This window comes from uncultured Streptococcus sp., from assembly GCF_963456385.1.
GTDB lineage: Bacteria > Bacillota > Bacilli > Lactobacillales > Streptococcaceae > Streptococcus.
On record NZ_CAUOLF010000022.1, the window covers coordinates 19,974 to 41,710 of the forward strand.

23 protein-coding genes and 1 tRNA gene are annotated in these 21,737 nt (G+C 42.8%); 3 read left to right on the forward strand and 21 right to left on the reverse strand.

Annotated features, from left to right (window positions below):
- Positions 1-107: 107 nt before the first annotated feature.
- Together RP262_RS09145 and RP262_RS09150 are read right to left on the reverse strand one after the other, a co-directional pair.
- Entirely contained in the window at positions 108-950 is an 843-nt protein-coding gene (locus RP262_RS09145) for an undecaprenyl-diphosphate phosphatase (protein ID WP_311154955.1), read from the reverse strand.
- Positions 951-1,089: 139 nt separating this feature from the next.
- On the reverse strand, positions 1,090-2,985 hold the full coding sequence (locus RP262_RS09150; protein WP_311154956.1) for a DUF2207 domain-containing protein: 1,896 nt from the start codon (positions 2,983-2,985) through the stop codon (positions 1,090-1,092).
- A 131-nt stretch (positions 2,986-3,116) separates the two neighbouring features.
- Between RP262_RS09150 and RP262_RS09155 the strand changes: the two genes are divergently transcribed.
- Together RP262_RS09155 and RP262_RS09160 are read left to right on the forward strand one after the other, a co-directional pair.
- Complete coding sequence (locus tag RP262_RS09155) at positions 3,117-4,682, forward strand: ABC transporter substrate-binding protein/permease (RefSeq protein WP_311154957.1); 1,566 nt, start codon at positions 3,117-3,119, stop codon at positions 4,680-4,682.
- The gene (locus RP262_RS09160) at positions 4,679-5,419 is read left to right on the forward strand and encodes an amino acid ABC transporter ATP-binding protein (RefSeq protein WP_004185455.1); all 741 of its coding nucleotides are present in this window, start codon (positions 4,679-4,681) and stop codon (positions 5,417-5,419) included. Before RP262_RS09155 ends, RP262_RS09160 begins: the two co-directional genes overlap by 4 nt.
- Positions 5,420-5,513: 94 nt before the next feature.
- Here RP262_RS09160 and RP262_RS09165 read toward each other — a convergent pair whose 3' ends face one another.
- The 16 genes from RP262_RS09165 to RP262_RS09240 form a co-directional block, all read right to left on the reverse strand.
- Positions 5,514-5,729 (reverse strand): hypothetical protein, encoded by a 216-nt coding sequence (locus RP262_RS09165; protein ID WP_002893653.1) that lies wholly within the window; start codon positions 5,727-5,729, stop codon positions 5,514-5,516.
- 108 nt (positions 5,730-5,837) lie between these two features.
- On the reverse strand, positions 5,838-6,770 hold the full coding sequence (locus tag RP262_RS09170; RefSeq protein WP_295505658.1) for an SPFH domain-containing protein: 933 nt from the start codon (positions 6,768-6,770) through the stop codon (positions 5,838-5,840).
- Positions 6,771-6,826: 56 nt separating this feature from the next.
- On the reverse strand, positions 6,827-8,077 hold the full coding sequence (gene ilvA, locus RP262_RS09175) for a threonine ammonia-lyase IlvA (protein ID WP_125401862.1): 1,251 nt from the start codon (positions 8,075-8,077) through the stop codon (positions 6,827-6,829).
- A gap of 99 nt (positions 8,078-8,176) precedes the next feature.
- On the reverse strand, positions 8,177-9,199 hold the full coding sequence (gene ilvC, locus RP262_RS09180) for a ketol-acid reductoisomerase (RefSeq protein WP_049547612.1): 1,023 nt from the start codon (positions 9,197-9,199) through the stop codon (positions 8,177-8,179).
- A gap of 64 nt (positions 9,200-9,263) precedes the next feature.
- On the reverse strand, positions 9,264-9,740 hold the full coding sequence (gene ilvN / locus RP262_RS09185; protein WP_002898887.1) for an acetolactate synthase small subunit: 477 nt from the start codon (positions 9,738-9,740) through the stop codon (positions 9,264-9,266).
- Positions 9,733-11,433: an acetolactate synthase large subunit gene (locus tag RP262_RS09190; RefSeq protein WP_311154958.1), complete on the reverse strand. Its 1,701-nt coding sequence runs from the start codon at positions 11,431-11,433 to the stop codon at positions 9,733-9,735. Before RP262_RS09190 ends, ilvN begins: the two co-directional genes overlap by 8 nt.
- 260 nt (positions 11,434-11,693) lie before the next feature.
- A complete protein-coding gene (locus tag RP262_RS09195) occupies positions 11,694-12,293 on the reverse strand; it encodes a response regulator transcription factor (protein WP_311154959.1) in 600 nt (199 codons plus the stop codon).
- Positions 12,290-13,390, reverse strand: coding sequence for a sensor histidine kinase (locus RP262_RS09200; protein ID WP_311154960.1), 1,101 nt, complete (start codon positions 13,388-13,390; stop codon positions 12,290-12,292). Before RP262_RS09200 ends, RP262_RS09195 begins: the two co-directional genes overlap by 4 nt.
- Positions 13,391-13,394: 4 nt before the next feature.
- The gene (locus RP262_RS09205) at positions 13,395-14,129 is read right to left on the reverse strand and encodes an ABC transporter permease (RefSeq protein ID WP_004192169.1); all 735 of its coding nucleotides are present in this window, start codon (positions 14,127-14,129) and stop codon (positions 13,395-13,397) included.
- Positions 14,130-14,139: 10 nt separating this feature from the next.
- On the reverse strand, positions 14,140-15,015 hold the full coding sequence (locus RP262_RS09210; protein ID WP_004192172.1) for an ABC transporter ATP-binding protein: 876 nt from the start codon (positions 15,013-15,015) through the stop codon (positions 14,140-14,142).
- A gap of 417 nt (positions 15,016-15,432) precedes the next feature.
- On the reverse strand, positions 15,433-16,041 hold the full coding sequence (locus tag RP262_RS09215; RefSeq protein WP_002911751.1) for an SP0191 family lipoprotein: 609 nt from the start codon (positions 16,039-16,041) through the stop codon (positions 15,433-15,435).
- 110 nt (positions 16,042-16,151) lie between these two features.
- The gene (locus RP262_RS09220) at positions 16,152-17,816 is read right to left on the reverse strand and encodes a DAK2 domain-containing protein (protein WP_002917709.1); all 1,665 of its coding nucleotides are present in this window, start codon (positions 17,814-17,816) and stop codon (positions 16,152-16,154) included.
- Positions 17,817-17,818: 2 nt separating this feature from the next.
- Positions 17,819-18,184 (reverse strand): Asp23/Gls24 family envelope stress response protein, encoded by a 366-nt coding sequence (locus RP262_RS09225; RefSeq protein WP_002893676.1) that lies wholly within the window; start codon positions 18,182-18,184, stop codon positions 17,819-17,821.
- A 141-nt stretch (positions 18,185-18,325) separates the two neighbouring features.
- Positions 18,326-18,514 carry a 50S ribosomal protein L28 gene (gene rpmB / locus RP262_RS09230; protein ID WP_001140948.1) on the reverse strand — a complete coding sequence of 63 codons (189 nt, stop codon included), beginning with the start codon at positions 18,512-18,514 and terminating at the stop codon, positions 18,326-18,328.
- Positions 18,515-18,640: 126 nt separating this feature from the next.
- Positions 18,641-19,303, reverse strand: coding sequence for a LiaF transmembrane domain-containing protein (locus RP262_RS09235; protein WP_002905297.1), 663 nt, complete (start codon positions 19,301-19,303; stop codon positions 18,641-18,643).
- A 5-nt stretch (positions 19,304-19,308) separates the two neighbouring features.
- On the reverse strand, positions 19,309-19,755 hold the full coding sequence (locus tag RP262_RS09240; RefSeq protein WP_023917202.1) for a LytTR family DNA-binding domain-containing protein: 447 nt from the start codon (positions 19,753-19,755) through the stop codon (positions 19,309-19,311).
- A 272-nt stretch (positions 19,756-20,027) separates the two neighbouring features.
- On the opposite strand from RP262_RS09240, the gene RP262_RS09245 reads away from it, so the two are divergent.
- Entirely contained in the window at positions 20,028-20,291 is a 264-nt protein-coding gene (locus RP262_RS09245) for a SemiSWEET family transporter (protein WP_002902394.1), read from the forward strand.
- Positions 20,292-20,343: 52 nt separating this feature from the next.
- Here the strand turns inward: RP262_RS09245 and RP262_RS09250 are convergent.
- The 3 genes from RP262_RS09250 to RP262_RS09260 form a co-directional block, all read right to left on the reverse strand.
- Positions 20,344-20,416, reverse strand: a tRNA-Thr gene (locus tag RP262_RS09250).
- A gap of 51 nt (positions 20,417-20,467) precedes the next feature.
- Complete coding sequence (locus RP262_RS09255) at positions 20,468-20,926, reverse strand: GNAT family N-acetyltransferase (RefSeq protein ID WP_311154961.1); 459 nt, start codon at positions 20,924-20,926, stop codon at positions 20,468-20,470.
- Positions 20,927-20,976: 50 nt separating this feature from the next.
- Positions 20,977-21,735, reverse strand: coding sequence for an ABC transporter permease (locus tag RP262_RS09260; RefSeq protein WP_311154962.1), 759 nt, complete (start codon positions 21,733-21,735; stop codon positions 20,977-20,979).
- Positions 21,736-21,737 lie beyond the last annotated feature (2 nt).

A 21,737-nucleotide genomic window follows, 5' to 3' on the forward strand; every position in this document is an offset into this window, starting at 1 on the left:
GTTGTTGGAAAGAAAAGATTCCTTACAAGAAAAAAACTCTCAGAAAATTCCGAGAGCTTATTATTTCACTAGATGAGATAGTCAGAGAAACATTAAAATTACCTCTTTTATCCCATCAAGGCTTTGATTGCAGCATAAACCAGAAGCACACCGCCCAGGCCAATCCGATATTTCCCAAAAGCGGTAAAGTCATGCTTTTTGACATAGTCTGTCAGGAAACGAATCACGACTAGGCTGACTCCAAAGGCCACCCCCATGGCAACTAAGAGCAAGAAAATTTGCCCAAATCCCAGACTGTTACCATTCTTGATAAACTTAAGAATTTTCCAGCCACTAGCGCCAAACATAATGGGAATCCCGAGATAGAAAGTGAACTCTGTCACGACAGAACGACTGACACCATTCAAGAGACCGCCGACAATGGTAGCACCAGAACGGCTAGTCCCAGGAAAGAGAGCTAGAACCTGAAAGAGACCAATCTGCAAGGCAGTCTTGTAAGGAAGATGAGCCAAATCTGTCACAGCAGGTTCCTCATGTTCGCGCCTTTCCAGATAGATAAAAGCCGCCCCATAAACAATCAGCATCACTGATACAGAGACCAGATTGTAGAAATGCGCTTCAAACCAATCATCCAAGAATAAGCCGATAACAGCAGCCGGCAAGGCTGCCACGACCACCTTGGCCCAAAGCTGCCAGGTCTTTTGAACCTGACGTGCTGACTTGCCTGGTTTAAAAGGGTTGAGCTTGTCAAAATAGATGACGACAACCGCCAAAATTGCTCCCAGCTGGATAACGACATTAAACATTTCCATAAAGGCTGGACTTTGATTTTTATACTGGATAAAATCTTGAATTAAAATCAGGTGCCCTGTACTAGAAATCGGCAGCCATTCTGTGATTCCTTCGATGATTCCGTAAATAATAGAGATGAAAATTTCAATGATAAACATAGAATACTCCTGAAACAAGGGTCTACTCAAGGAAAGTCACAGTTAAATTCCCAAAGAGTACTAGGTCTTATTATATCACAATTTCAAGGCTAGGAAAAGCCAGTACGATAACTTTGCTGGCTAGCAGAGAGCTTGTCTATTAGAAAGCTCCACCGCCTCCTCCTCCGCCGCCGCCGGAGAACCCACCACCTGAACTTCCACCAGATGAGACAGAGAAATTGCTGGCTGTAGTGGCTACATGCCCGTAGTTTGAGAAGCTGTGCATACTGCTATAGAAGGCATAGTGCAGGTTAGCCTGAACATAGCTGTCCATAGATGGATTTTCCAAGCGAATCTGACGCAGAGCCATGACACGGCTGACACGATCTGCATAGCCAAAGAGGGTCGCATAGACCAAGAGACGGTTCCAAAGGATAATGCCTTCGATTTCTGTCTTGTCCAGATGGGCAATATCTCGCAGCATATTTGAAAAACTTCTCCACAGATAGTAATCATGCGCGCCTTCATCATTCAGGACGCCATCTCGCCAATAAAGCTGTGCCTTGCTAGCAAAAATGCAAATCATAACAAGTCCCACAAGTGCTAAGGGAATATATATCCAGATAAGACTTTCAAAAGCGGCCATATAGACAAACAAAACTCCAAGAGAGAACAGCAAAACAGCACTAGCTAGAATGATGGCAGTAATCAGCAATCCCTTTTCCTGAACTTTAAGAGGCCGGTAGTGACCAAAGAGACCCAAACGCTTAGCTTCAGAGCGCACTTCTTTAGATAAGGAGCGCAAACTGTTAGTAAATAAGGACTTGATATTACTACCAATGTTACGGATATAGGACTCATCTGCAGAAGACTTGTGCTTATAAATATCTTCTGAAATTTGATAGGCTGAAAAGAGATCTTTCACACTTGCTTGGGATTGCTTGTTAAAAGCCATGCCCAGAAAACGTCTCTCAAAGTCCGCCAGCCCATCATAGGTCGCTATTTGCAGAACAGGATTTTCAGCATCTCCCTGCAGGAGGAGATTGCCCCTATCCAGCAAGTCTAATAAAGTCGCCTGAACCATGTTTTCAAAGTTCAGCACTGCCTTGCCGCCCCTAGTCGGATCGACATCCTCCATGTCTACCGCGTAAATATTTTCCGCCAAGACAAGAGGAGCCAAGTCCTGAGGAGCCTCATATAGACGGGCATTCTTGGGATAAGACTGCTTAGGCTTAATCTTCTGGGTAAAGACAAAATAAAGAATAGCCGCTGCAAGGATGGCACATATAAGCAGCAAGGGTATATAAATTTCTCCTAGCTGCCGGTAAAAGACCGTCTTGCGGGCAATCTTTTCTTCTTGAGCTTTAAAGGTTGGCAAGTAGTCGCTCTCATCTTCATTCTGGGACACAAGAGAGACCGCTTGTCGATCCCAATAGCCGTGGAGCTCGACATTATCGCCCGAGCCAATTCCATTGAGTTTGACCAGATAGTCAGTGCCATCCTTATCCACTAAAGGCTGGGTACCAAAGTAGCCACTATGAGCAAAGAGCTCACTCTTATCTGGATTGCTCAAGCCAGAAACTGTCAAGACGACCTCATCTATCCCCTGATCCCAGTCGCTGATAGGAGTCCAGTTGAGCTCAGCAATATCCCTGTGAAGAAAAAGGAGATTTCTCAACTGCCAGGTCACAGTGACTATGACTCGGTCACCATCGTAGCCTGAATTATAGATTTTGACCTCATAGCCATCTCCCAAGTCTCTGACTTGGGGGTTAATGTCCATATCTGGATCACCATTGGTCAGAACCGAGACCGTTGGATTCCCATCAATGGCAAAGCCATTGGGCATCTTTCCAGCTGAGCCCAGCGAAACAATCTGACCGTTATAGTCGTCATTAAACGTGTAGGTCACTTTCTCTGTGTAGGTGGCTGTATTGTCCTCACGCAAGGCCAGATCGCCTTGATAGGATTCAATATCATAGTCAACAGCCGAGACAACCCGACCAAAACAAAGGCAGGAAAACAAAACCAACAGAAGATAAAAATATCGTTTCATACTCAACCTCTCTTTACAGATATTTTGTTCTATTATATCATTTTTATCAAGTAAGGGCTTACTAGGATTGAAAAGAACGGTAATTTTCGATAGAATAGGAAGAACTATTATTAGATAAGCAGGAGAAACCCATGAAGAAATTATTACTCACTTTATTTACAGCCCTCCTGGTCGCCTTAGGAACGGTCCAAGTTATCCAAGCCGATGACTACCTGAGGATCGGTATGGAAGCAGCCTACGCTCCCTTCAACTGGACTCAGGATGATGATTCCAACGGTGCTGTAAAAATCGAAGAAACCAACCAATATGCCAATGGATACGATGTGCAGATTGCCAAAAAAATTGCTCAAGAGATGGGCAAGGAACCTCTGGTTGTCAAAACTTCCTGGAACGGCTTAATTCCTGCTCTGACTTCTGGCAAAATTGACATGATTATTGCGGGTATGAGCCCAACTGCCGAGCGGAAAAAGGAAATCGCCTTTTCCAACAGTTACTACACCAGCGAACCAGTTCTCCTAGTTCGTAAAGATGGAAAATATGCATCCGCTAAGACTCTAGAAGACTTCAAAGACGCTAAAGTCACTTCCCAGCAAGGAGTTTATCTCTACAATCTCATTGACCAGCTGCCTGGCGCCAAAAAAGAAACAGCTATGGGCGATTTTGCTCAGATGCGTCAAGCCTTAGAATCCGGGGTTATTGATGGCTATATCTCTGAGCGGCCAGAAGCCTTGACTGCCGAGACTGCCAACTCCAACTTCAAAATGATTCAGTTTGAGAAAGGCTTTGAAGTCGGCGAAGAAGATGCTTCCATTGCTATTGGTATGCGCAAGGATGACAATCGTATCGAGCAAGCTAATGCTGCTATTGCTAAGATTTCTACTAATGATCAAGTCAAGCTGATGGATGAGATGATTCAGAAACAGCCTGTTGATACGGATAGTGAAGCAGCTAAGGAATCATTCTTCAGTCAAGTAGCTAAGATTCTAGCTGAAAACTGGCCGCAATTCCTACGCGGAGCTGGTTTAACCTTGCTCATTTCTATAACAGGGACCATCGCAGGTCTCATCATCGGACTGCTAATTGGCGTTTATCGGACGGCACCAGCTTCTAAGAATAAACTCTTAGCATCACTGCAAAAAATCTTCGGCTGGTTCTTAAATGTCTATATTGAGATTTTCCGCGGAACTCCCATGATTGTTCAGTCCATGGTTATCTACTACGGAACTGCCCAGGCTTTTGGAATTTCTATCGACCGGACTATCGCTGCCATTTTCATCGTCTCCATCAACACCGGAGCTTATATGAGCGAGATTGTCCGCGGTGGTATCTTTGCCGTTGATAAGGGGCAATTCGAGGCCGCAACAGCACTGGGTATGACTCACAGCCAGACCATGCGCAAGATTGTACTGCCTCAGGTTGTCCGCAATATTCTGCCCGCAACTGGTAATGAATTTGTCATCAACATCAAGGATACATCCGTGTTGAATGTTATCTCGGTGGTTGAGCTTTATTTCTCTGGAAATACCATCGCTACCCAAACCTACCAATACTTCCAAACCTTTACCATCATCGCTGTAATCTACTTTGTCCTGACATTCAGCGTGACACGCATCCTGCGCTATGTTGAAAAACGCTTTGACACAGATAACTACACGACAGGTGCCAATCAAATGCAGACAGGAGAAGTGAAATCATGACAGAAACTATTCTAGAAATTAAAAACCTCAAAAAGTCCTACGGTGAAAACCAAGTCCTCAAGGACATCTCCCTCACTGTTCATAAAGGAGAAGTGATTTCCATCATCGGCAGCTCTGGTAGCGGAAAGTCAACCTTCCTGCGCTCCATCAACCTTCTGGAAACACCAACTGGCGGACAGATTTTCTATCGCGGCAAGAATGTCCTGGACGAGAATTACGACTTGACCCATTACCGTGAAAAGCTGGGCATGGTCTTTCAGTCTTTCAATCTCTTTGAAAATCTTAATGTTCTGGAAAATACCATCGTCGCTCAGACAACCGTTTTGAAAAAAGAGCGGTCAGAAGCCGAAAAAATTGCCAAAGAAAACCTCAACAAGGTTGGAATGGGCGAGCAATACTGGCAGGCTAAGCCTAAGCAACTCTCAGGCGGTCAGAAGCAGCGAGTCGCTATTGCCCGCGCCCTCTCCATGAATCCTGATGCTATCCTCTTTGACGAGCCGACTTCAGCCCTCGACCCTGAAATGGTTGGTGAAGTTCTGAAAATCATGAAAGAACTGGCTCAGGAAGGGCTGACTATGATAGTCGTAACCCACGAGATGGAATTTGCCCGTGATGTCTCCAGCCGTGTCATCTTTATGGATAAAGGCGTCATTGCTGAATCTGGCAGTCCGCAGGATATCTTCACAAATCCAAAAGAAGAAAGAACCAAAGAATTCTTGCAACGCTTCCTCAGCTAAATTACTTCTATTTTCAAAAATAAAAAAGAATCTGGAACTAAATCCAGATTCCTTTTTTATTTAATGAGCAATATCAGTTGCACGATTTTGAAGTTTAGTCTTCAAATTTTTCATGGTTTTTGTCGTAGAAATCAATCAAGCCAAGAGCTGTTTCAAAAGAGATATTTTTCACTTTTGCACGTCCTTGAGCAAGAGCAATGATAGACATTTCACGTGCATTTGTTTCTTTACTAATACGGTAACCGGTGATCTTCTTATCACGTACCCAACTAACAACAGATTCTACTTTCTCGAAATTAGATTTAGCCATTTCTTACTCCTCTCTATTCTAGCTACATCAACTACTATAATTGTTTTTATACAGTTTGTCAACTTAAACAAACCAAATTCGAACAAATTAAATAATTCTGAATTTTCTTTACTTAGCTTTGAGGGCTGAAAGTATCTGAGTCCGAATACTTTCGACTCCTTCTGGATTTGCTGGAAGGAAGATGGTATTATTACCCGAACTATCTGCAAAATTATTCAGCGTATCTAGGTACTGGTTGGTCAAAAGAATAGACATAATCTGCTCTTCTGTCAACTCAATATTGGCTCCCTTCAATTCCTTGATAGAGTCTGCCAAACCATCCACAATAGCTTTCCGCTGCTCGGCAATACCAACACCATGCAGGCGGTCTTTCTCAGCTTCTGCAGAAGCAGCTGTCACAATCTTAATCTTATCCGCTTCAGCCAATTCCTGAGCAGCCACGCGCTTACGCTGCGCCGCATTGATTTCGTTCATAGACTGTTTAACTTCAGCATCCGGCTCAACCTTGGTAATCAGAGTTTTGACAATAATGTAACCATAGGTCGACATTTCTTCTGCCACCTGCTTTTGGACCTCTAGGGCAATTTCGTCCTTCTTTTCAAAGAGCTCATCCAAGGTCAGTTTTGGAACGGAGGAACGAAGGGCATCTTCAATATAGGACTTAATCTGTGCTTCTGGCCGCATAAGTTTGTAATAAGCGTCAATCACGTTGTTTTCATTTACACGATACTGGGTCGCAACATTCATAGTTACGAAAACATTATCCTGTGTCTTGGTCTCAACGATAATCTCGCTCTGCAGCAAACGCAGCTGAACGCGAGCCGCTATCTTGTCAATCCCTAAAGGAAGGCGGAAATTGATACCGCTGCTGCTGGTTTTGTGATAGCGTCCAAAACGCTCAATGATTGCCACAGATTGCTGACGAACCACATAGACTGCACTAAGCAGCAAGAATATAAAGATTACAATCAATATAATAAAGAAAAATGGAATAAAAAACATGTTCAAGCCTCCTTGATTCACTATAGTATATTCTAACATATTTAATTTGCAGTTTCAAACGAAAGCATACAAATTAGGCTAAAATATATTTATAATTAGACAAGCATATTGTAGAGTGTTTCATTCCCGTTCAGATTGATAAAGGACGGATCGAACTGCTCAATACGGTTAATCAAAGAAGCATAATCATGCTTATCTGCCAGTGAAATACCAATCAAAACTGGTCCCGTTCCCTTGCTTGCCCGCTTGATATATTCAAAACGAGTAATATCGTCATTGGGTCCTAAAATATCATTTACGAATTCACGCAAGGCACCTGGACGCTGCGGGAAGTTAACCACAAAATAGTGCTTAATACCATCATAAATAAGCGCCCGTTCTTCCATCTCTGGCATACGGTTGATGTCATTATTACCACCTGAGATAATGCAACAGATAGTTTTCCCCTTGATGTACTCGCTCAGAACTTCCAAAGCAGCAACACTTGCAGCACCAGCTGGCTCTGCGACAATCCCTTGCTTGGAGTATAGGTCAATGATGGTCTCTGAAATAAGCCCTTCATCTACACCGATAAGATTTTGAACATTCTTTTGTGTAACCTCATAGGTTGACGCACCGACCTTCTGAACTGCGATGCCGTCAGCAAATTTGTCGATTTCTTTAAGCTTGACCGGACCTCCAGCTTCAAAAGCTGCTTTCATACTGCGGGCACCGTTGGCTTCCACACCAATAACTTCGATAGCTGGTTGACTTTCTTTGATATAGGTTGAGACTCCTGATATCAGTCCACCGCCGCCAACTGGTACTAAAACTGCATCAAAATCGATTGCTTCTCTCTTGGCCTCGTCTAAAATTTCATAAGCCACTGTTCCTTGACCAGCTTGGACATCATCATTGTCAAAAGGATCGATAAAGGTGCGATTTTCAGCCTTAGTATAGTCAAGCGCTGCCTTAGCCGAAGCATCGAAGGTGTCTCCAACCAGCTTGATATCCACAAATTCACCGCCAAAGAAGCGAACCTGACCAATCTTCTGCTGAGGGGTCGTTATGGGCATAAAAATAGTTGCTGGAATTTTCATTTCCTTACAAGTATAGGCCACTCCTTGGGCGTGATTTCCCGCAGAAGCACAGACAACCCCACGCTGGCGCTCCTCTTCATTAAGTTGAGAAATGGCATAATAAGCCCCGCGGAGTTTAAAAGAGCGTACCCGCTGCATATTTTCCTTCTTCAGGTAAATCTTGGCCTGGTACTTCTCCGACAAATAATGGTCGTAGTCAAGCGGAGTATTGACAACCACATCTTTTAACACTTTATGAGCATGCGTGATATCTTTTGCTCTGAGCATGTTTCTTCCTTCCCTATTCTTCCAGTTTATTCTCTATCAAGCAAAACAAGGGGCTGGGAATTCGCATTCCAACCCCTAATGTCTTATATGCTCTTTATCTTAATTGTAAATCTTGAAAGCATCGTCGTCGTTTTTACCAACGAATGGCATTGCTTTACGCAATTCTGCACCGACCTTTTCAATCTCCAGATTAGCAGCTTGCTCACGGTAAGCAGTGAGTTTTGGACGACCAGCCTTGTAGTCATTTACAAAGTCATTTGCAAATTTACCGTTTTGGATATCAGCCAAGACCGCCTTCATGTTTTCTTTGACTTGCTCAGTAATCACGCGCGGACCAGATACATAGTCACCATATTCGGCTGTATTTGAGATAGATTGACGCATCTTCTTGAAGCCACCTTCATAGATTAAGTCCACAATCAGTTTCATTTCGTGCAGCACTTCAAAGTAAGCCAATTCTGGTGCATAGCCAGCTTCAGTCAGAACTTCAAATCCTGCTTCAATCAGGGCAGTCAAACCACCGCAGAGAACAGCTTGTTCACCAAAGAGATCTTCTTCTGTTTCTTCTTTATAAGTTGTTTCAAGCAAACCAACACGAGCTGAACCAACACCTTTACACCAGTCCATTGCGATGTCTTTTGCATTTCCAGTAGCGTCTTGGTAAACTGCATAGAGAGCTGGTACACCAAAACCTTCTTCGAAAGTACGGCGAACCAAGTGACCAGGACCTTTCGGCGCACACATGAAGACATCTACATCAGCAGGAACTTTGATAAATTCAAAATGGATGTTGAAACCATGAGCAAACCCAACAGCATTGCCAGCTTCCAAGTTTGGAGCGATTTCTGCTTCATAGAGATCTTGTTGGATTTCATCTGGAGCCAAAATCATGATAACATCAGCCAATTTAGCCGCTTCTGCTACTGTATAAGTATCAAAGCCATCTTCTTTAGCCTTGTCAAATGACTTACCAGGACGAACACCGATAATCACATCGTGGCCTGTATCACGCAAGTTTTGCGCATGGGCATGACCTTGTGAACCATAGCCGATTACGGCAATTTTCTTACCATCAAGTGCTGCTACTTTCACATCTTTTTCGTATTCCATTGTTACTGCCATAAGTTTTACTCTCTTTTCTATTTTTATTGCCTGTTAGGCGGTTTTAACAAATTAAAGGTTTGATTTAATCTCGGGTAAAGCCTGTCGCTCCAGTCCGAGCAATATTTTTGATACCATACGGGCGGATGACCCGAAGCAGAGCCTCACTCTTCTCCGCGTCACCAGTCATCTGAACGGTAATGGAGCTAGGTGCTACATCTACAACTGTTGCCCGGAATGGCTGGATAATAGATAGAATCTCTGCCCGCTTATCAGCTGGAGCCGAGACCTTAACCAGAATCACTTCACGCTCCAAGTGAGGGCGGTCTGTGATATCTCGAACCCGAATCACATCAATCTGACGATTGAGCTGCTTGATAATCTGCTCAACCTCTGCCAATGAAGCCACATCAATGATGATGGTAATGCGGGAGACCTCCGGATTTTCCGTCGTTCCAACTGAGATACTCTCAATATTAACCTGACGTCTGGAAAGGACTCCCGTGAAGCGGTTTAGAACACCCGAACGGTTTTGGAGTTTAGCTGTCAACATTCTACGCATGGAACTTCACCCCCAACATCTCATGATTGCTCTTGCCGGCCGGCACCATTGGAAGAACGTGCTCCTTGCGAGAGATATCCACCTCGATAAACATTGGTATATCTTCCTTCAGCACTTCCAAATCCTGGACAATAGTCTCCGGATCGTCAAATTTATAGGATTTAACACCATAGGCCTGAGCCATGAGCTGGAAATCTGGCAAAGTTTCAAAGACTGACTCAGAGGTACGACCATCATAGAAAGCTTCCTGCCACTGGCGCACCATGCCTAACGAATGATTGTTAAGCATGATGACCTTAATCGGAATCTTATAGATATTGAGAATAGCCATCTCTTGGTTCGTCATCTGATAGCCACCGTCTCCGACAAAGAGCACTACTTCCTTATCCGGATTGGCAATCTTAGCCCCAATCGCTGCTGGAACACCGAAGCCCATGGTTCCTAGACCACCAGACGTTACCAGTTGACGCTCGTTTTTATAAGGATAATATTGGGCGGCCCACATCTGGTGCTGACCGACGTCTGTTACGACGATGGCATCACCCTTGGTTAGCTCACCAACGCGCTCAATGACAGCCTGAGGCTGTACGACACGTTCTTTCTTATCATATGAGCGGACCCGTTCCTTATCCTGCGTTACTTTTTCAATCCACTTGCTGGTATTGTTATGCACCTGCTCTTCATTCAACAGCATCTGCAGGGCTTTCTTAGCATCCCCTACGATAGGAATGTCTACACTGATAATTTTTCCAATTTCCGCTGGATCAATATCAATATGTGCTACTTTAGCATTCTTGGCAAAAGTTTTCGGATTACCAGTCAGACGGTCATCAAAGCGGCAGCCGATACTAATCATAAAGTCGGCCTCAGTCATGGCAATATTAGCCGCAAAAGAACCGTGCATCCCACCCATACCTAAGAACAAAGGATGGTCTGTCGCAATGGTCCCCTGCCCCAACAAGGTAGTGACTACTGGAATCTGATACCGCTCCGCAAAAGCAACCAATTCCTCTGCTGCCTCGGCATAACTAATACCGCCTCCTGAAAGCAGAACCGGCTTTTTAGCCTTAGAAATATGCTTGATAATTTTCTTAATTTGCAATTCATTAGGCTCAATAGTCGGCTGATAGCTCGGCAAATGCAACTTGCTGTCATAGATAAAGTCCGTTTCCAAAGCCGAGACATCCTTAGGCAAATCAATAACGACCGGTCCAGGACGACCTGTCGTCGCAATGTGAATAGCTTCTGTAATAATACGCGGAATTTCTGCCGTCTCCCGAACCTGATAATTGTACTTGGTAATAGGAGTCGTAATCCCAACAATATCCGCTTCCTGAAAGGCATCTTTACCGATTCCAGCCTTGGCCACCTGACCAGTAAAGACTAAAAGGGGGACGCTATCACTCATGGCATCGGCAATGCCGGTAATGGCATTAGTCGCTCCCGGACCGCTAGTCACAACTGCAACTCCGATTTTCCCAGTAGACTTAGCATAGCCTTCTGCTTCGTGAACACAGCCTTGCTCATGGCGGCCTAGGATGTGACGGATGCCTTCAAAACTATAAATAGCATCATAAAGCGGCAGTACAGCGCCGCCGGGATAGCCAAAAATCGTATCAACACCAAGATTTTTCAAGGTTTCCAACACAAGCTCTGAGCCTGTCTTAGGAGTTTCTAATTTGATTTTCTCCATTCTTCCCCTTTCATTTATTTACAATTTTCTAAAAATTCAAAAAGCTTTCTACTATGATAACATTTTTGAAAAAAATTGCAAGCCGCTAGTTAATTTTTTTCTTGTTTTTTTATCTAAATCCGAATGTTTTTCAAACAAAAGATAAAAAGCCAGAACTATATCTATAGTACTGACTTTTCATTAGAATTATTAGCTCTCAAATGTTCCGTTTATGGGAAAGCTACCGCTCCTCATCTTTTCTACAAAACTGAGTATGCCAGCTATAACCAGCCTTTCTCTTGCCCGATTCGGACGGCTTCTGTTCGATTTTCAGCATCTAGCTTGGTCAAAATAGCAGACATATAGTTACGAACCGTTCCATTTGACAGGTAGAGTTTTTCAGCAATTTCTTTATTGGACAGACCAGTCGCCGCAGCTTGCAGGACTAGCCTCTCCTGCTGAGAGAGAGGGTTCCTACTGGTCATTAGCACCTCCATCAATTCCGGCGAATATTCCTTTTGCCCATCTAGAACGGTATGGATGGTCTTCATCAAATCCGCAATGCTACGCTCTTTGAGCACGTAAGCATCTACATCCGCCTTAACAGCTCGCTCAAAGTAGCCCGGTCGCTTGAAGGTTGTGACGATGATGACCTTGATGTTGGGTCGATTGGCCTTGACCCATTCGAGAACGTCTAGGCCGGTTTGGTGGGGCATTTCCACGTCCAAAATAGCTACATCAACAGTTTCTGAGCTAAGACAGTCAATAGCCTTCTGCCCATCTGAGGCCTGATAGACTTCTTCGACATCTGGCTGCAGCTGCAAGAGCTGAGCTAAGGCATCTCTCAGCATACTTTGATCTTCTGCTAACAAAAGTTTCATGCTTCCTTCCCTCCGTATGGCAACTCAATCCGAATCCATGTTGGATCTTGGCTGCTAAGAATCTCAAGCCTTCCTGACAAGGCGGACAGTCGCTCTCGAATACTATGCAACTCCCGACCGGTCAGCTTCTGAAAACCACAGCCATCATCCTGAATGTCTAAAACAAGTTTTTCCTCATTCTTTACCAAAGAAAAATTGCTCTTTTTAGCCTTGGCATGCTTGATGATATTGGTCGCTGCCTCCAGCAAAATCATACTGATTGTTGACTGCTGACTTGGTGGGACACTAGCAACATTGAGTTGGTTATTTATCTCGACCTGAACGCCACTCATCTCCAGCATGGCTCGAATGGTCACTAGTTCCTCGTCCAGCGTCCGATTCTTTAGATCATTAATAATCCGCCGAACATCAGCCATTGATTTCTTACTAATTTCTTGCACTTCCTGCAGTTCTTTTGCTGCCTTGTCATAGGCTTCCATCTGCAAAAACTGCTGAGCCAGCTCCGCTTTAACACTGAGCATGGCAAAGGTGTGTCCTAGACTATCATGTAAGTCTCGGCCAATCCGATTGCGCTCATTTTCTGCTAGAAAGAGATTCAGCTGGGCATTTTGTTTGGTCTTTTCTTCCTTGATTCGCTCCGTCGTCTGAATCCGATGGAGACCAAAGGTCAAGCCATCCGAAAAGAGAAAAGTGACAATAAAGAAGAGTAGTTCTGCTGGACCAACATTACCCATCAAATAATTAGTCAGCACAATAGCAGGCTGCAAATCAATAAAGGTCCAAAAACGCCAGGATTTAAACGAGACATCATCCAGCTCATAAATCAGCAGATTAGATAGATAAAAAATATACCAGGTAAATCCTGTATTTAACCAGACAGAACTATAGTATATGTAAGCAACCAAAAAACACCAAGAAAAAAATTGAATAAGGCGATGGTTACTTAGCAAAACAGCATAGTAAGCCACAACAAAAATAGCTGTCCAGAGCAAGAGGAAAAGCGGGTATTCCCCGCTGATTACTCCCGCCACTGGAAAGATGATAAAGACCAGCGCAATATGAAACATATAGTGAACTTGTTTAAGTTTTTCCCACATGCTTTTATTTTACCTCAATTCGCTTTTTGAGCTGCAGCACAAGTATGCTAACCAAAACCGTATAAATCAGAACAATCAAAGCTGCCTTGCCATTGAACTGATGGTGTTCTAGATAAGAAGACACAACCTGCATCAGTTGATAACTTGGCGTCAGCTTACCGATTGGTTGGAGCCATTTTGGAAACATAGTCAGAGGGAACCACAGACCGCCCAGAACAGCCAGTGCCATATAGACGATATTGCCCACTACAGACATGAGCTGAGCACTTGGCAAGAGACTGACCAATACCCCCATGGCAATAAAGACCACACTTCCTACCAGAAGGATCAAGGCAATAAGAAACCAGTCCACCATTGGCAGATTAACCCCGCGAACAAAATGCCCAATCGAGAAGACTACGATGATAGAAAGCATAAAAGTCAACAGCGTACTGCAAAGCTTTGATATATAATATTTTACCATAGAAATCGGCGAGTGCTGAATCATTTTTTGCCAGTTATTATTTTTATCAGACTGCAAAGTGCTTGGAATGCTAAAGAAAGCACTAGACATGATACTAAAAAGAGTCATAGAGAAGAGGTAGCCTCGAAGCACATGTTCAGGCGTATCACTTCCAGACATCATTCCTGAGAAAATCAGGTAAAATACGCTGGGCAGACCAATAGACAAGAGATAATAAGCAGCCTGCCGCTTCATTAAAATCAACTCAATCTTCATAAGACTTGCCATATTTTTCATGATTACTCTCCTATTCTTGTGTCGTTTCAAAAATACTATCCAAGAGGGTACGGTTACGTACTTCAATCTCTTCGATTGTACAGCCGTTTTCCTGAAGAACCTGCCAGACCTGTCCAGCATCCCTAGTAGCAAAAGATAAAGCCTTTTGCTTGATTTCTAAATCAGTCACATTATCCAGTTTTTCCAGCACAGACTGATAAGTCAGCGGCAAGGTAAAGTGTTTTTCCTGCTCCTCACTGCGCATGGCATAAGGCGTTGTATCGCGAATCAACTCGCCCTTGTGCAGCACCAAAATCCGGTCTGCCGTATGCTCAACTTCTTCGATATAGTGAGAGGAGTAAACAATGGTCACTCCCTGCTGCTTGAGCTGATTAACAATTTCCCAGAAATGCTGACGAGTAGAGGTGTCCATAGCTGAAGTTGGTTCGTCCAAGAACAGAATCTTAGGACGGCCAATCAGACTCAGAACAAAAGAGAAGAGACGCTTTTGTCCACCAGACAGCTTGCTGGCCAACTGATTCTTTTGCTTGTCTGTAAATTGCAGCAAGTCATCAATTTCTTGATTGGACAAACTATTTGGATAAATAGCTTGGAAGAACGCCAAGAGTTCCTTGACCTTCAAATCCTCCACCACTGTATTTTCCTGTGGTAAAATCGCTACAGACTGCTTGAGATGATTGTCAGTTGGTTTGAGCCCCTGAATCCTTGCTTCACCAGCTGTCAGAAACTTATCGCCCAACAAACAATCCATGAGAGTCGTTTTACCTGCTCCGTTGGGGCCAATCAAGGCCACACAGTCACCTTGGGAGATTTCAAACGAAATATCCTTTAAAATCTCTTTACCATGAATGCTTTTTGAAAGCTTCTTTACTTCAATCAGTTCCATTTTACTCCTCCTTTGATTCGATAAAGCGCATGTGCATCTTTCCTTTATTTTTCCAAAGCCGGAAGAAGAATAAAGACCAAATGCTTTTTGAATTCTTACAGCAACCTTTTATCATTTTGTTAACTATATTATAAGGCAAAGAAATTTTTCCTACTAGTTGATTTTGTCACCAGCTGACATGACAAATGTCACTATTCCGCTTTTAGAGCACAAAGCCAGCAAATATTGGAATAATCTGTCTATCTCCCTTCTGCATGAAGACACAAAAAAAGCCGGCCCCCTCGTTGAGAGGAACCGACTAGTTGTATGTCTGTTGCAATTTAGATAGAAACTGGAATTAAAGCAGCCTAATCTAAAAAATTTTTCAATAAACTAGCTACTCAATCTGTAAGATGAGGCGACCAACGCTTTTAAACTTTAGCTCTGTACCTCTTCTTTGAGACCATTGAGCTTCAGACTCAGAATAAACATCTCAGGTGTAATATCCTTAATATCCTTCAGTCCAAAACCTTGGAAGAAACTGTTCTTTTCCACCTCTTCGACATTGACCTTTTGCAAATCAATTTCAATCAAGGTCTGCAATTTCTTCTCTGCTGTAACTGAATAATCAATATTGACACCTTCCAGACTCTTAGCTGCTACATAGTTTGAATCAGACTGCATTCCTTCACGAATGATAGTCGTCATCTCCTCTGGAGTCAAAGTAGCTGATGCCGCACTAGCTTCTTCTGGCAAGGAAGTGAGCAATTCCATACGAAGATTCAAGATTTTCTTGCCCTGATAGGTAATTGTATCACGATGATGGATTCCTTCAATGTCTCCAACCAAGGTTTTAGAGACAATCTCTGTACTTTCAGAAGAAGAACTGGATGACTTGCTAGAGCTGGAGCTAGAGCTGGATTTAGTCCGCCTAGAAGAAGCTGCTGATTCAGAAGAATGTCTAGGACGATGCTTGCTGAAGCTAGGAAGCACACAGCCCGTCAAGAGTACCGAAGCAGAAATAACAAGAATGAAAAATTTTTTCATAGTTCACCTTTTTTTACTTTTTATTTGTTACAGTATAACATAATACCAGTTTCTTGTCTAAGTATTTTCTACAAAATGACAAAAGGCAACCTTTCGATTGCCTTTTTATACTATTCAACACTAAAAATATATGGATAAACCGGCTGACTGCCCTGATGAATTTCTACTTCGACATCCTCGAATTGTTCCATCAAATCTTGAGCAAGACTGCTAGCCAACTCTTCGCTGCCGTCTTCACCGATATAGATAGAGACAATCTCGCTGTCTTCATTGAGCATCTTGCTGAACGTTTCTTTCAAAGCTGTCAGCATATCTGGATTAGAAACAACAATCTTGCCATCCACCATACCGAGGTTGTCATTCTCATGAATTTCCAAGCCATCAATCGTCGTATCACGAACCGCAGTCGTCACGCTGCCGCTGACTACTTCTGCCAAGGCTGCAGTCATACGCTCTTGGTTTTCCTCAATAGTCTTGCTGCCATCAAAAGCTAGGAGACTGGTCAAACCTTGAGGGATCGTGCGAGTCTCAATAACAGCTGCAGGCTGTTCAATCACTTCTGCTGCTGATTGGGCTGCCATGAAGATGTTTTTATTGTTTGGCAAGATAATAATATTACGAGCATTGACTTGCTCCACAGCTTTGATGAAGTCTTCTGTTGATGGGTTCATAGTTTGACCGCCAGAGATGATATAGTCAACTCCCTGAGCCTTAAAGATTTCAGCCAGACCATCACCAGCCACTACAGCAATAATCGCAAATTCTTTTTCTTGAGCCGGCTTAGCTGAGCGCTCTTCCTTTTCAACCTGTGCTTCGTGCTGGTTGCGCATATTGTCAACCTTGACCTTGACCAAACTACCATACTTGAGACCTTCCTGCATAACCAGTCCTGGATCTTCGGTATGGACATGGACTTTGACGATTTCATCATCGTTGACTACCAACAGGGAATCTCCCAAATCATTGAGGTAGTTGCGAAATTCATCATAATCAAAGTCTTTTACATAGGTTGGACCTGTCTTGAGAGCCACCATGATTTCTGTACAGTAGCCGTAAGTGATGTCCTCTGTTGCCACATGGCCAGCTACAGACTTATGATGCTCAGCATTGATCATCTCAGACATGGTCGCAGGTGTCGCCACAAAGTCCTCAGATGCGATATATTCGCCTGTAAGTGCAGACAAGAAGCCTTCGTAGATAAAGACCAACCCTTGACCGCCAGAGTCCACAACGCCGACTTCTTTCAGAACCGGCAGCATATCCGGTGTCTTAGCCAAAGCAGCCTTTGCTCCTTCAAGAGCTGCTTTCATAACTTCTACAGCATCATTAGTGACTTCAGCTTTCTTCTTGGCTCCGATAGCCGCACCGCGGGAAACAGTCAAAATCGTTCCCTCAACCGGCTTCATAACTGCCTTGTAAGCCACTTCTACACCAGACTGAAAGGCCAGAGCTAGATCTTCACCAGTCAGCTCTTCATGCTCTTTCACACTTTGAGAAAAACCGCGGAAAAGCTGGGAAGTGATAACTCCTGAGTTACCACGCGCGCCCATCAAAAGGCCTTTCGCAAAGATACCCGCCGCTTCGCCAACTGTTGAAGCAGACTTATCTGACACTTCCTTGGCACCATTTTCAATGGTCATGCCCATGTTGGTCCCTGTATCGCCATCTGGAACCGGGAAGACATTCAAAGAGTTTACATATTCAGCCTGTTTATTTAAGCGAGTAGATGCCGCCTGCACCATTTCTTGAAATAAACTAGTAGTAATATTTGCCACGATTATTCTCCTACGACTTTAATATTTTGGATATAAACATTCACTGCATGGGCAGTAATTCCGAGCTTGTTTTCCAAACTGAATTTAACACGCTCTTGGATGTTTTTGGAAACTTCGCTGATTTTGACTCCATAGCTTAACACAGTGTAGACATCAACTGCGATATCACCTTCATCAGTCGCTTTCACAACCACGCCCTTAGCATAGTTTTCTTTTCCTAAAAGGGCTTGAAAATTATCCTTGATTGCATTTTTGCTGGCCATGCCAACTACACCAAAAATTTCAGTCGCTGCACCGCCGACGATTGTCGCAATCACATCATCAGTCAGCTCAATTTGACCATCTTTTGTATTAATTTTCACAGTCATAATTTGTACCTCAAAAGTATTTTATAGTTTATTCTACCATATTTTATACAGGGTGTAAAAGAGGAAGGGTCTAAATCAACTGTCTAGGCGGAAATTTACAAGCAAAAAAGGACGGAAAATTTCCATCCTTTTAAATAAAAATTAAACGCGTTCAACTTTACCTGATTTAAGGGCACGAGCTGAAGCCCAAACTTTTTTAGGTTTACCGTCAATCAAAACAGTAACTTTTTGAAGATTTGGTTTAACAGCGCGTTTTGTTTGGTTCATCGCGTGAGAGCGGTTGTTTCCTGATACAGTCTTACGACCAGTAAAGTAACATACTTTAGCCATTATCGTGTTTCCTCCTATTAGATCTAATATTACGGATGTGCTAGCACCACATACCTTCCTATATTACCAAAAAACTTGACGTTTGACAAGTACATTTGTCCAAAGTTTCGAAATTAATCCGTTTTCCTAAACATAGCTAATCTTCAAAGAACCGAAAGCTACGTTGCCTTTGACATAGAGAGTTTTTCTCTTTTCATTGACATTGCGGGGATTGTAGACAGAGCCAAAGGCATTATCTACATCCAGCTCTACACGCCAGTCGCTGGGCACATAAAGCATCACACTGCCAAAAGACAGATCCACTTCAAAAGTTGCTGAGTCCCCTTCGATAGTCGCATTATCAAAATAAACCGATGCACTGCCAAAAGCACAGTCTAACTTTTCATAGGTGAAGTTATCTGAGTTGATATAGCGCGTGCCGCTGCCAAAAGCAATATCATCTTTTGAGGAAGAAGAGGCAGTTGAGAAGATACGCCCCTTAAAAATGCGCCGGGGCTTGAAAATCATATTGAGACCGATGCAAGCCAGAATACCACCCAAAACCAAGGTTCCTGTTGAAATAGCTAAAAAGTGGTAAACGGCATTGGCAATAATCAGCGCAATAACTGCCATGATCAGCCCAGTGCCAAAGTCTCTTTCTAAGAAATTTTCCAAGGCGAAATAGGCAAACATTGCAACTACTAGCATGGGCCAAATATTAAAATTGAAGGCAGGAATCCCAAAATTCCCCTGCAGCAGAACCCAAGCTGCCAAGACTAAAAAGCCGATTCCAAAAATTGTTTTTTTCATGAAAATTACCTCGTTTCGTTTAACTTTTCTTTTAAAATTTGATAGTAGTGTCGGGAAACGTGCACTTGTTTATGTGTGTCATAAAATTGGATAGTACTGGTTCCCGAAAATGATTTATCCAAAGCGTAAATAGCCTTGGCATTGGCAATAGTAGACTTTGAAATGCGACAGAAATATGCCGGAAGTCTCTCTTCTAATTCGTATAGCTTCAATTTGACTTCATAAGCATCATCCCTGCTATGAGCATAAATTTTGGTAGCATCCGTTTCAAAAAATAAAATATTCTTCAAATCGACAAAATATTCACTTGTATCCTTATAGAAAGCTATCGGTTGACGGTTGGCTTGTTCAAGAGCTGCTTGAATCCGAGCCACCTCTTCACCATATTGAGCCGTTCGGATAACGACTTCAGTTTCTGCCATATCTGTATCAAGCTCAATCCTAATCTTCATAGCCACTCCTTTCCTTGCTTCTGACTTCATTATAACAATTTTCAAAAAAGAAACAAGGCATTTTCAGTAAGTGGTTATTTTTGATAACTAAGTGGTAGCTTACCCTTCTCAAAAAATGTTAAGCAAATTTGATTTCTCATCCTAGACTCTCCAATAGATTCGTTTAGTATAAAAGCACGACTTACACATATTGAATATCTGTCTTATTTTATGATCAAACAAATTTGAAAACTTTTTTCCTTCTGATATAATAGTACCTCAGGAGGTACTATATGTCTAAACAAAAAATTAATCGCTTTGTCGGATCTATTGGAGCTTTTATTGGGATTCTTGTCTTTATTGCATATATTCCACAAATTATCGCTAACTTGCAAGGAGAAAAAGCTCAACCATTCCAACCACTATTCGCAGCAGTTTCTTGTTTAATTTGGGTAATCTATGGTTGGACCAAAGAACCTAAAAAAGACTGGATCCTTATCATTCCCAATGCGGCAGGAGTGATATTAGGCGGTCTAACTTTTCTTACTTCTTTATAAGAATTAGATAAACAAAACCAGCAACCCATGAAAAAGTTGCTGGTTTTCTTTCTGCCGATTGCAGGGATCGAACCTGTGACCTACGCGTTACGAGTGCGTTGCTCTACCAACTGAGCTAAATCGGCGCCTTTTCCCCTTTATTTTAGCATCTTGAGTTTTTTTGTCAAGGGAAAATTTCACAACTTTTTAACCCAAATCAAACAAGGGTTGCTTTTATCCCAAAGTTCAGGAAAGATTTCTAACTTTTTAAAGCCCCGAGCCTGATAGAAAGCGTTAGTCCTGTCGTAAGTAGGATAATGACCTGGTGCTACCGTTTTTACCTGCAGATAGGATGCTTTTTGAAGAGCAGATTTTTCTAAAACTCCTAGAAGTTGACTACCAATTCCTGCTCTATGATAGAATTTCTTAACAGCTAGACAGTCAATCTCAGCACAATCTTCACTAGAGTATGATAAGCTTACAAAGCCAGCCAAATCACTCTCCTGATAGGCAGCCCAAACTTGCAAATCCTTGGCTCCTTCAATGTAAGCTCGTGTGCTTTCAGGAATCCCAAACCATTCTGGCAGATCCTTCAAAACTTTGCTAACCACTATCATCTTTTGTTTTTCTTCCTTCACTTCTTCAATTACCATCATCTTAAAACCCTTTCTTGATTTAAGCTTTAGGACCAATCATATTTTCTATCTTACGATCCAGCACTTTCATAGGCGTCCAAGCCCCTGTCCCATAGTTTCAAAGAAATGACAAAGAAGACAAGGGAAATTAGAATCAAACCACCGATATTAAAGAGTCCATTCTTTTCCTGCAAGAAATAGCTAGCGGGATAATAGGCCGTAAAGGCGAAAGGCACGATAAAACTAATCAACCAACGGATAAGCGAATGGTAAATCGAAATCGGATACTTGGCAAAATCATTGAACATATAGAAAATGTAGATCATAGCTCCTGATTGCTTGGTCCAAAAAGCAATACTGGCTGTCGCTATTTTTAATGAAGTATAAATCAAGGTCGCAAAAGGAATACAAACTAGGAAAAGCAGGAATTTCGGTAGAGTCCAAGCAATGCTAGTCACTGTTGTCGCTAGTAAAATTCCACCAACTAAAAGTTCGCCCAAAGCATCAATCTGAAAGGTCTCGACTAGGATGTGAAAGAGAGGATTGATAGGACGAGTCAGATATTTGTCAAACTCTCCTTTTCGCACCAAGCGTTGCCCCAGTGCCCAGAGATTGTCAAAAAAGAGATGGTCCAGTCCCTTGGGAATCAAGGAAAAACCATAGATAAAGGCAATCTCTTGAAAGGTCCAGCCTTCTAGCGAGGGAATGTGTTGAAAGAGTACATTGAGAAACAAGAGGTTCAGGCCTTGGGTCAGAAAAACTCCCAGGACACCAACTACAAAATCGACCTTGTATTCCATGATTTGCTTGATGTATTGTCTGATAAAAATCA

Coding starts and splice junctions, on each gene's coding strand:
- RP262_RS09215 (WP_002911751.1), bottom strand. CDS start 16,041: ATGAAAAAATTTTTCATTCTTGTTATTTCTGCTTCGGTACTCTTGACG.
- RP262_RS09190 (WP_311154958.1), bottom strand. CDS start 11,433: ATGGAGAAAATCAAATTAGAAACTCCTAAGACAGGCTCAGAGCTTGTG.
- RP262_RS09210 (WP_004192172.1), bottom strand. CDS start 15,015: ATGGAACTGATTGAAGTAAAGAAGCTTTCAAAAAGCATTCATGGTAAA.
- ilvN (WP_002898887.1), bottom strand. CDS start 9,740: ATGCGTAGAATGTTGACAGCTAAACTCCAAAACCGTTCGGGTGTTCTA.
- RP262_RS09170 (WP_295505658.1), bottom strand. CDS start 6,770: ATGTTAGAATATACTATAGTGAATCAAGGAGGCTTGAACATGTTTTTT.
- RP262_RS09235 (WP_002905297.1), bottom strand. CDS start 19,303: ATGAAAAAAACAATTTTTGGAATCGGCTTTTTAGTCTTGGCAGCTTGG.
- RP262_RS09160 (WP_004185455.1), top strand. CDS start 4,679: ATGACAGAAACTATTCTAGAAATTAAAAACCTCAAAAAGTCCTACGGT.
- ilvC (WP_049547612.1), bottom strand. CDS start 9,199: ATGGCAGTAACAATGGAATACGAAAAAGATGTGAAAGTAGCAGCACTT.
- RP262_RS09240 (WP_023917202.1), bottom strand. CDS start 19,755: ATGAAGATTAGGATTGAGCTTGATACAGATATGGCAGAAACTGAAGTC.
- rpmB (WP_001140948.1), bottom strand. CDS start 18,514: ATGGCTAAAGTATGTTACTTTACTGGTCGTAAGACTGTATCAGGAAAC.
- RP262_RS09245 (WP_002902394.1), top strand. CDS start 20,028: ATGTCTAAACAAAAAATTAATCGCTTTGTCGGATCTATTGGAGCTTTT.
- RP262_RS09165 (WP_002893653.1), bottom strand. CDS start 5,729: ATGGCTAAATCTAATTTCGAGAAAGTAGAATCTGTTGTTAGTTGGGTA.
- RP262_RS09205 (WP_004192169.1), bottom strand. CDS start 14,129: ATGAAAAATATGGCAAGTCTTATGAAGATTGAGTTGATTTTAATGAAG.
- RP262_RS09255 (WP_311154961.1), bottom strand. CDS start 20,926: ATGATGGTAATTGAAGAAGTGAAGGAAGAAAAACAAAAGATGATAGTG.
- ilvA (WP_125401862.1), bottom strand. CDS start 8,077: ATGCTCAGAGCAAAAGATATCACGCATGCTCATAAAGTGTTAAAAGAT.
- RP262_RS09200 (WP_311154960.1), bottom strand. CDS start 13,390: ATGTGGGAAAAACTTAAACAAGTTCACTATATGTTTCATATTGCGCTG.
- RP262_RS09150 (WP_311154956.1), bottom strand. CDS start 2,985: ATGAAACGATATTTTTATCTTCTGTTGGTTTTGTTTTCCTGCCTTTGT.
- RP262_RS09225 (WP_002893676.1), bottom strand. CDS start 18,184: ATGACTGTGAAAATTAATACAAAAGATGGTCAAATTGAGCTGACTGAT.
- RP262_RS09195 (WP_311154959.1), bottom strand. CDS start 12,293: ATGAAACTTTTGTTAGCAGAAGATCAAAGTATGCTGAGAGATGCCTTA.
- RP262_RS09155 (WP_311154957.1), top strand. CDS start 3,117: ATGAAGAAATTATTACTCACTTTATTTACAGCCCTCCTGGTCGCCTTA.
- RP262_RS09145 (WP_311154955.1), bottom strand. CDS start 950: ATGTTTATCATTGAAATTTTCATCTCTATTATTTACGGAATCATCGAA.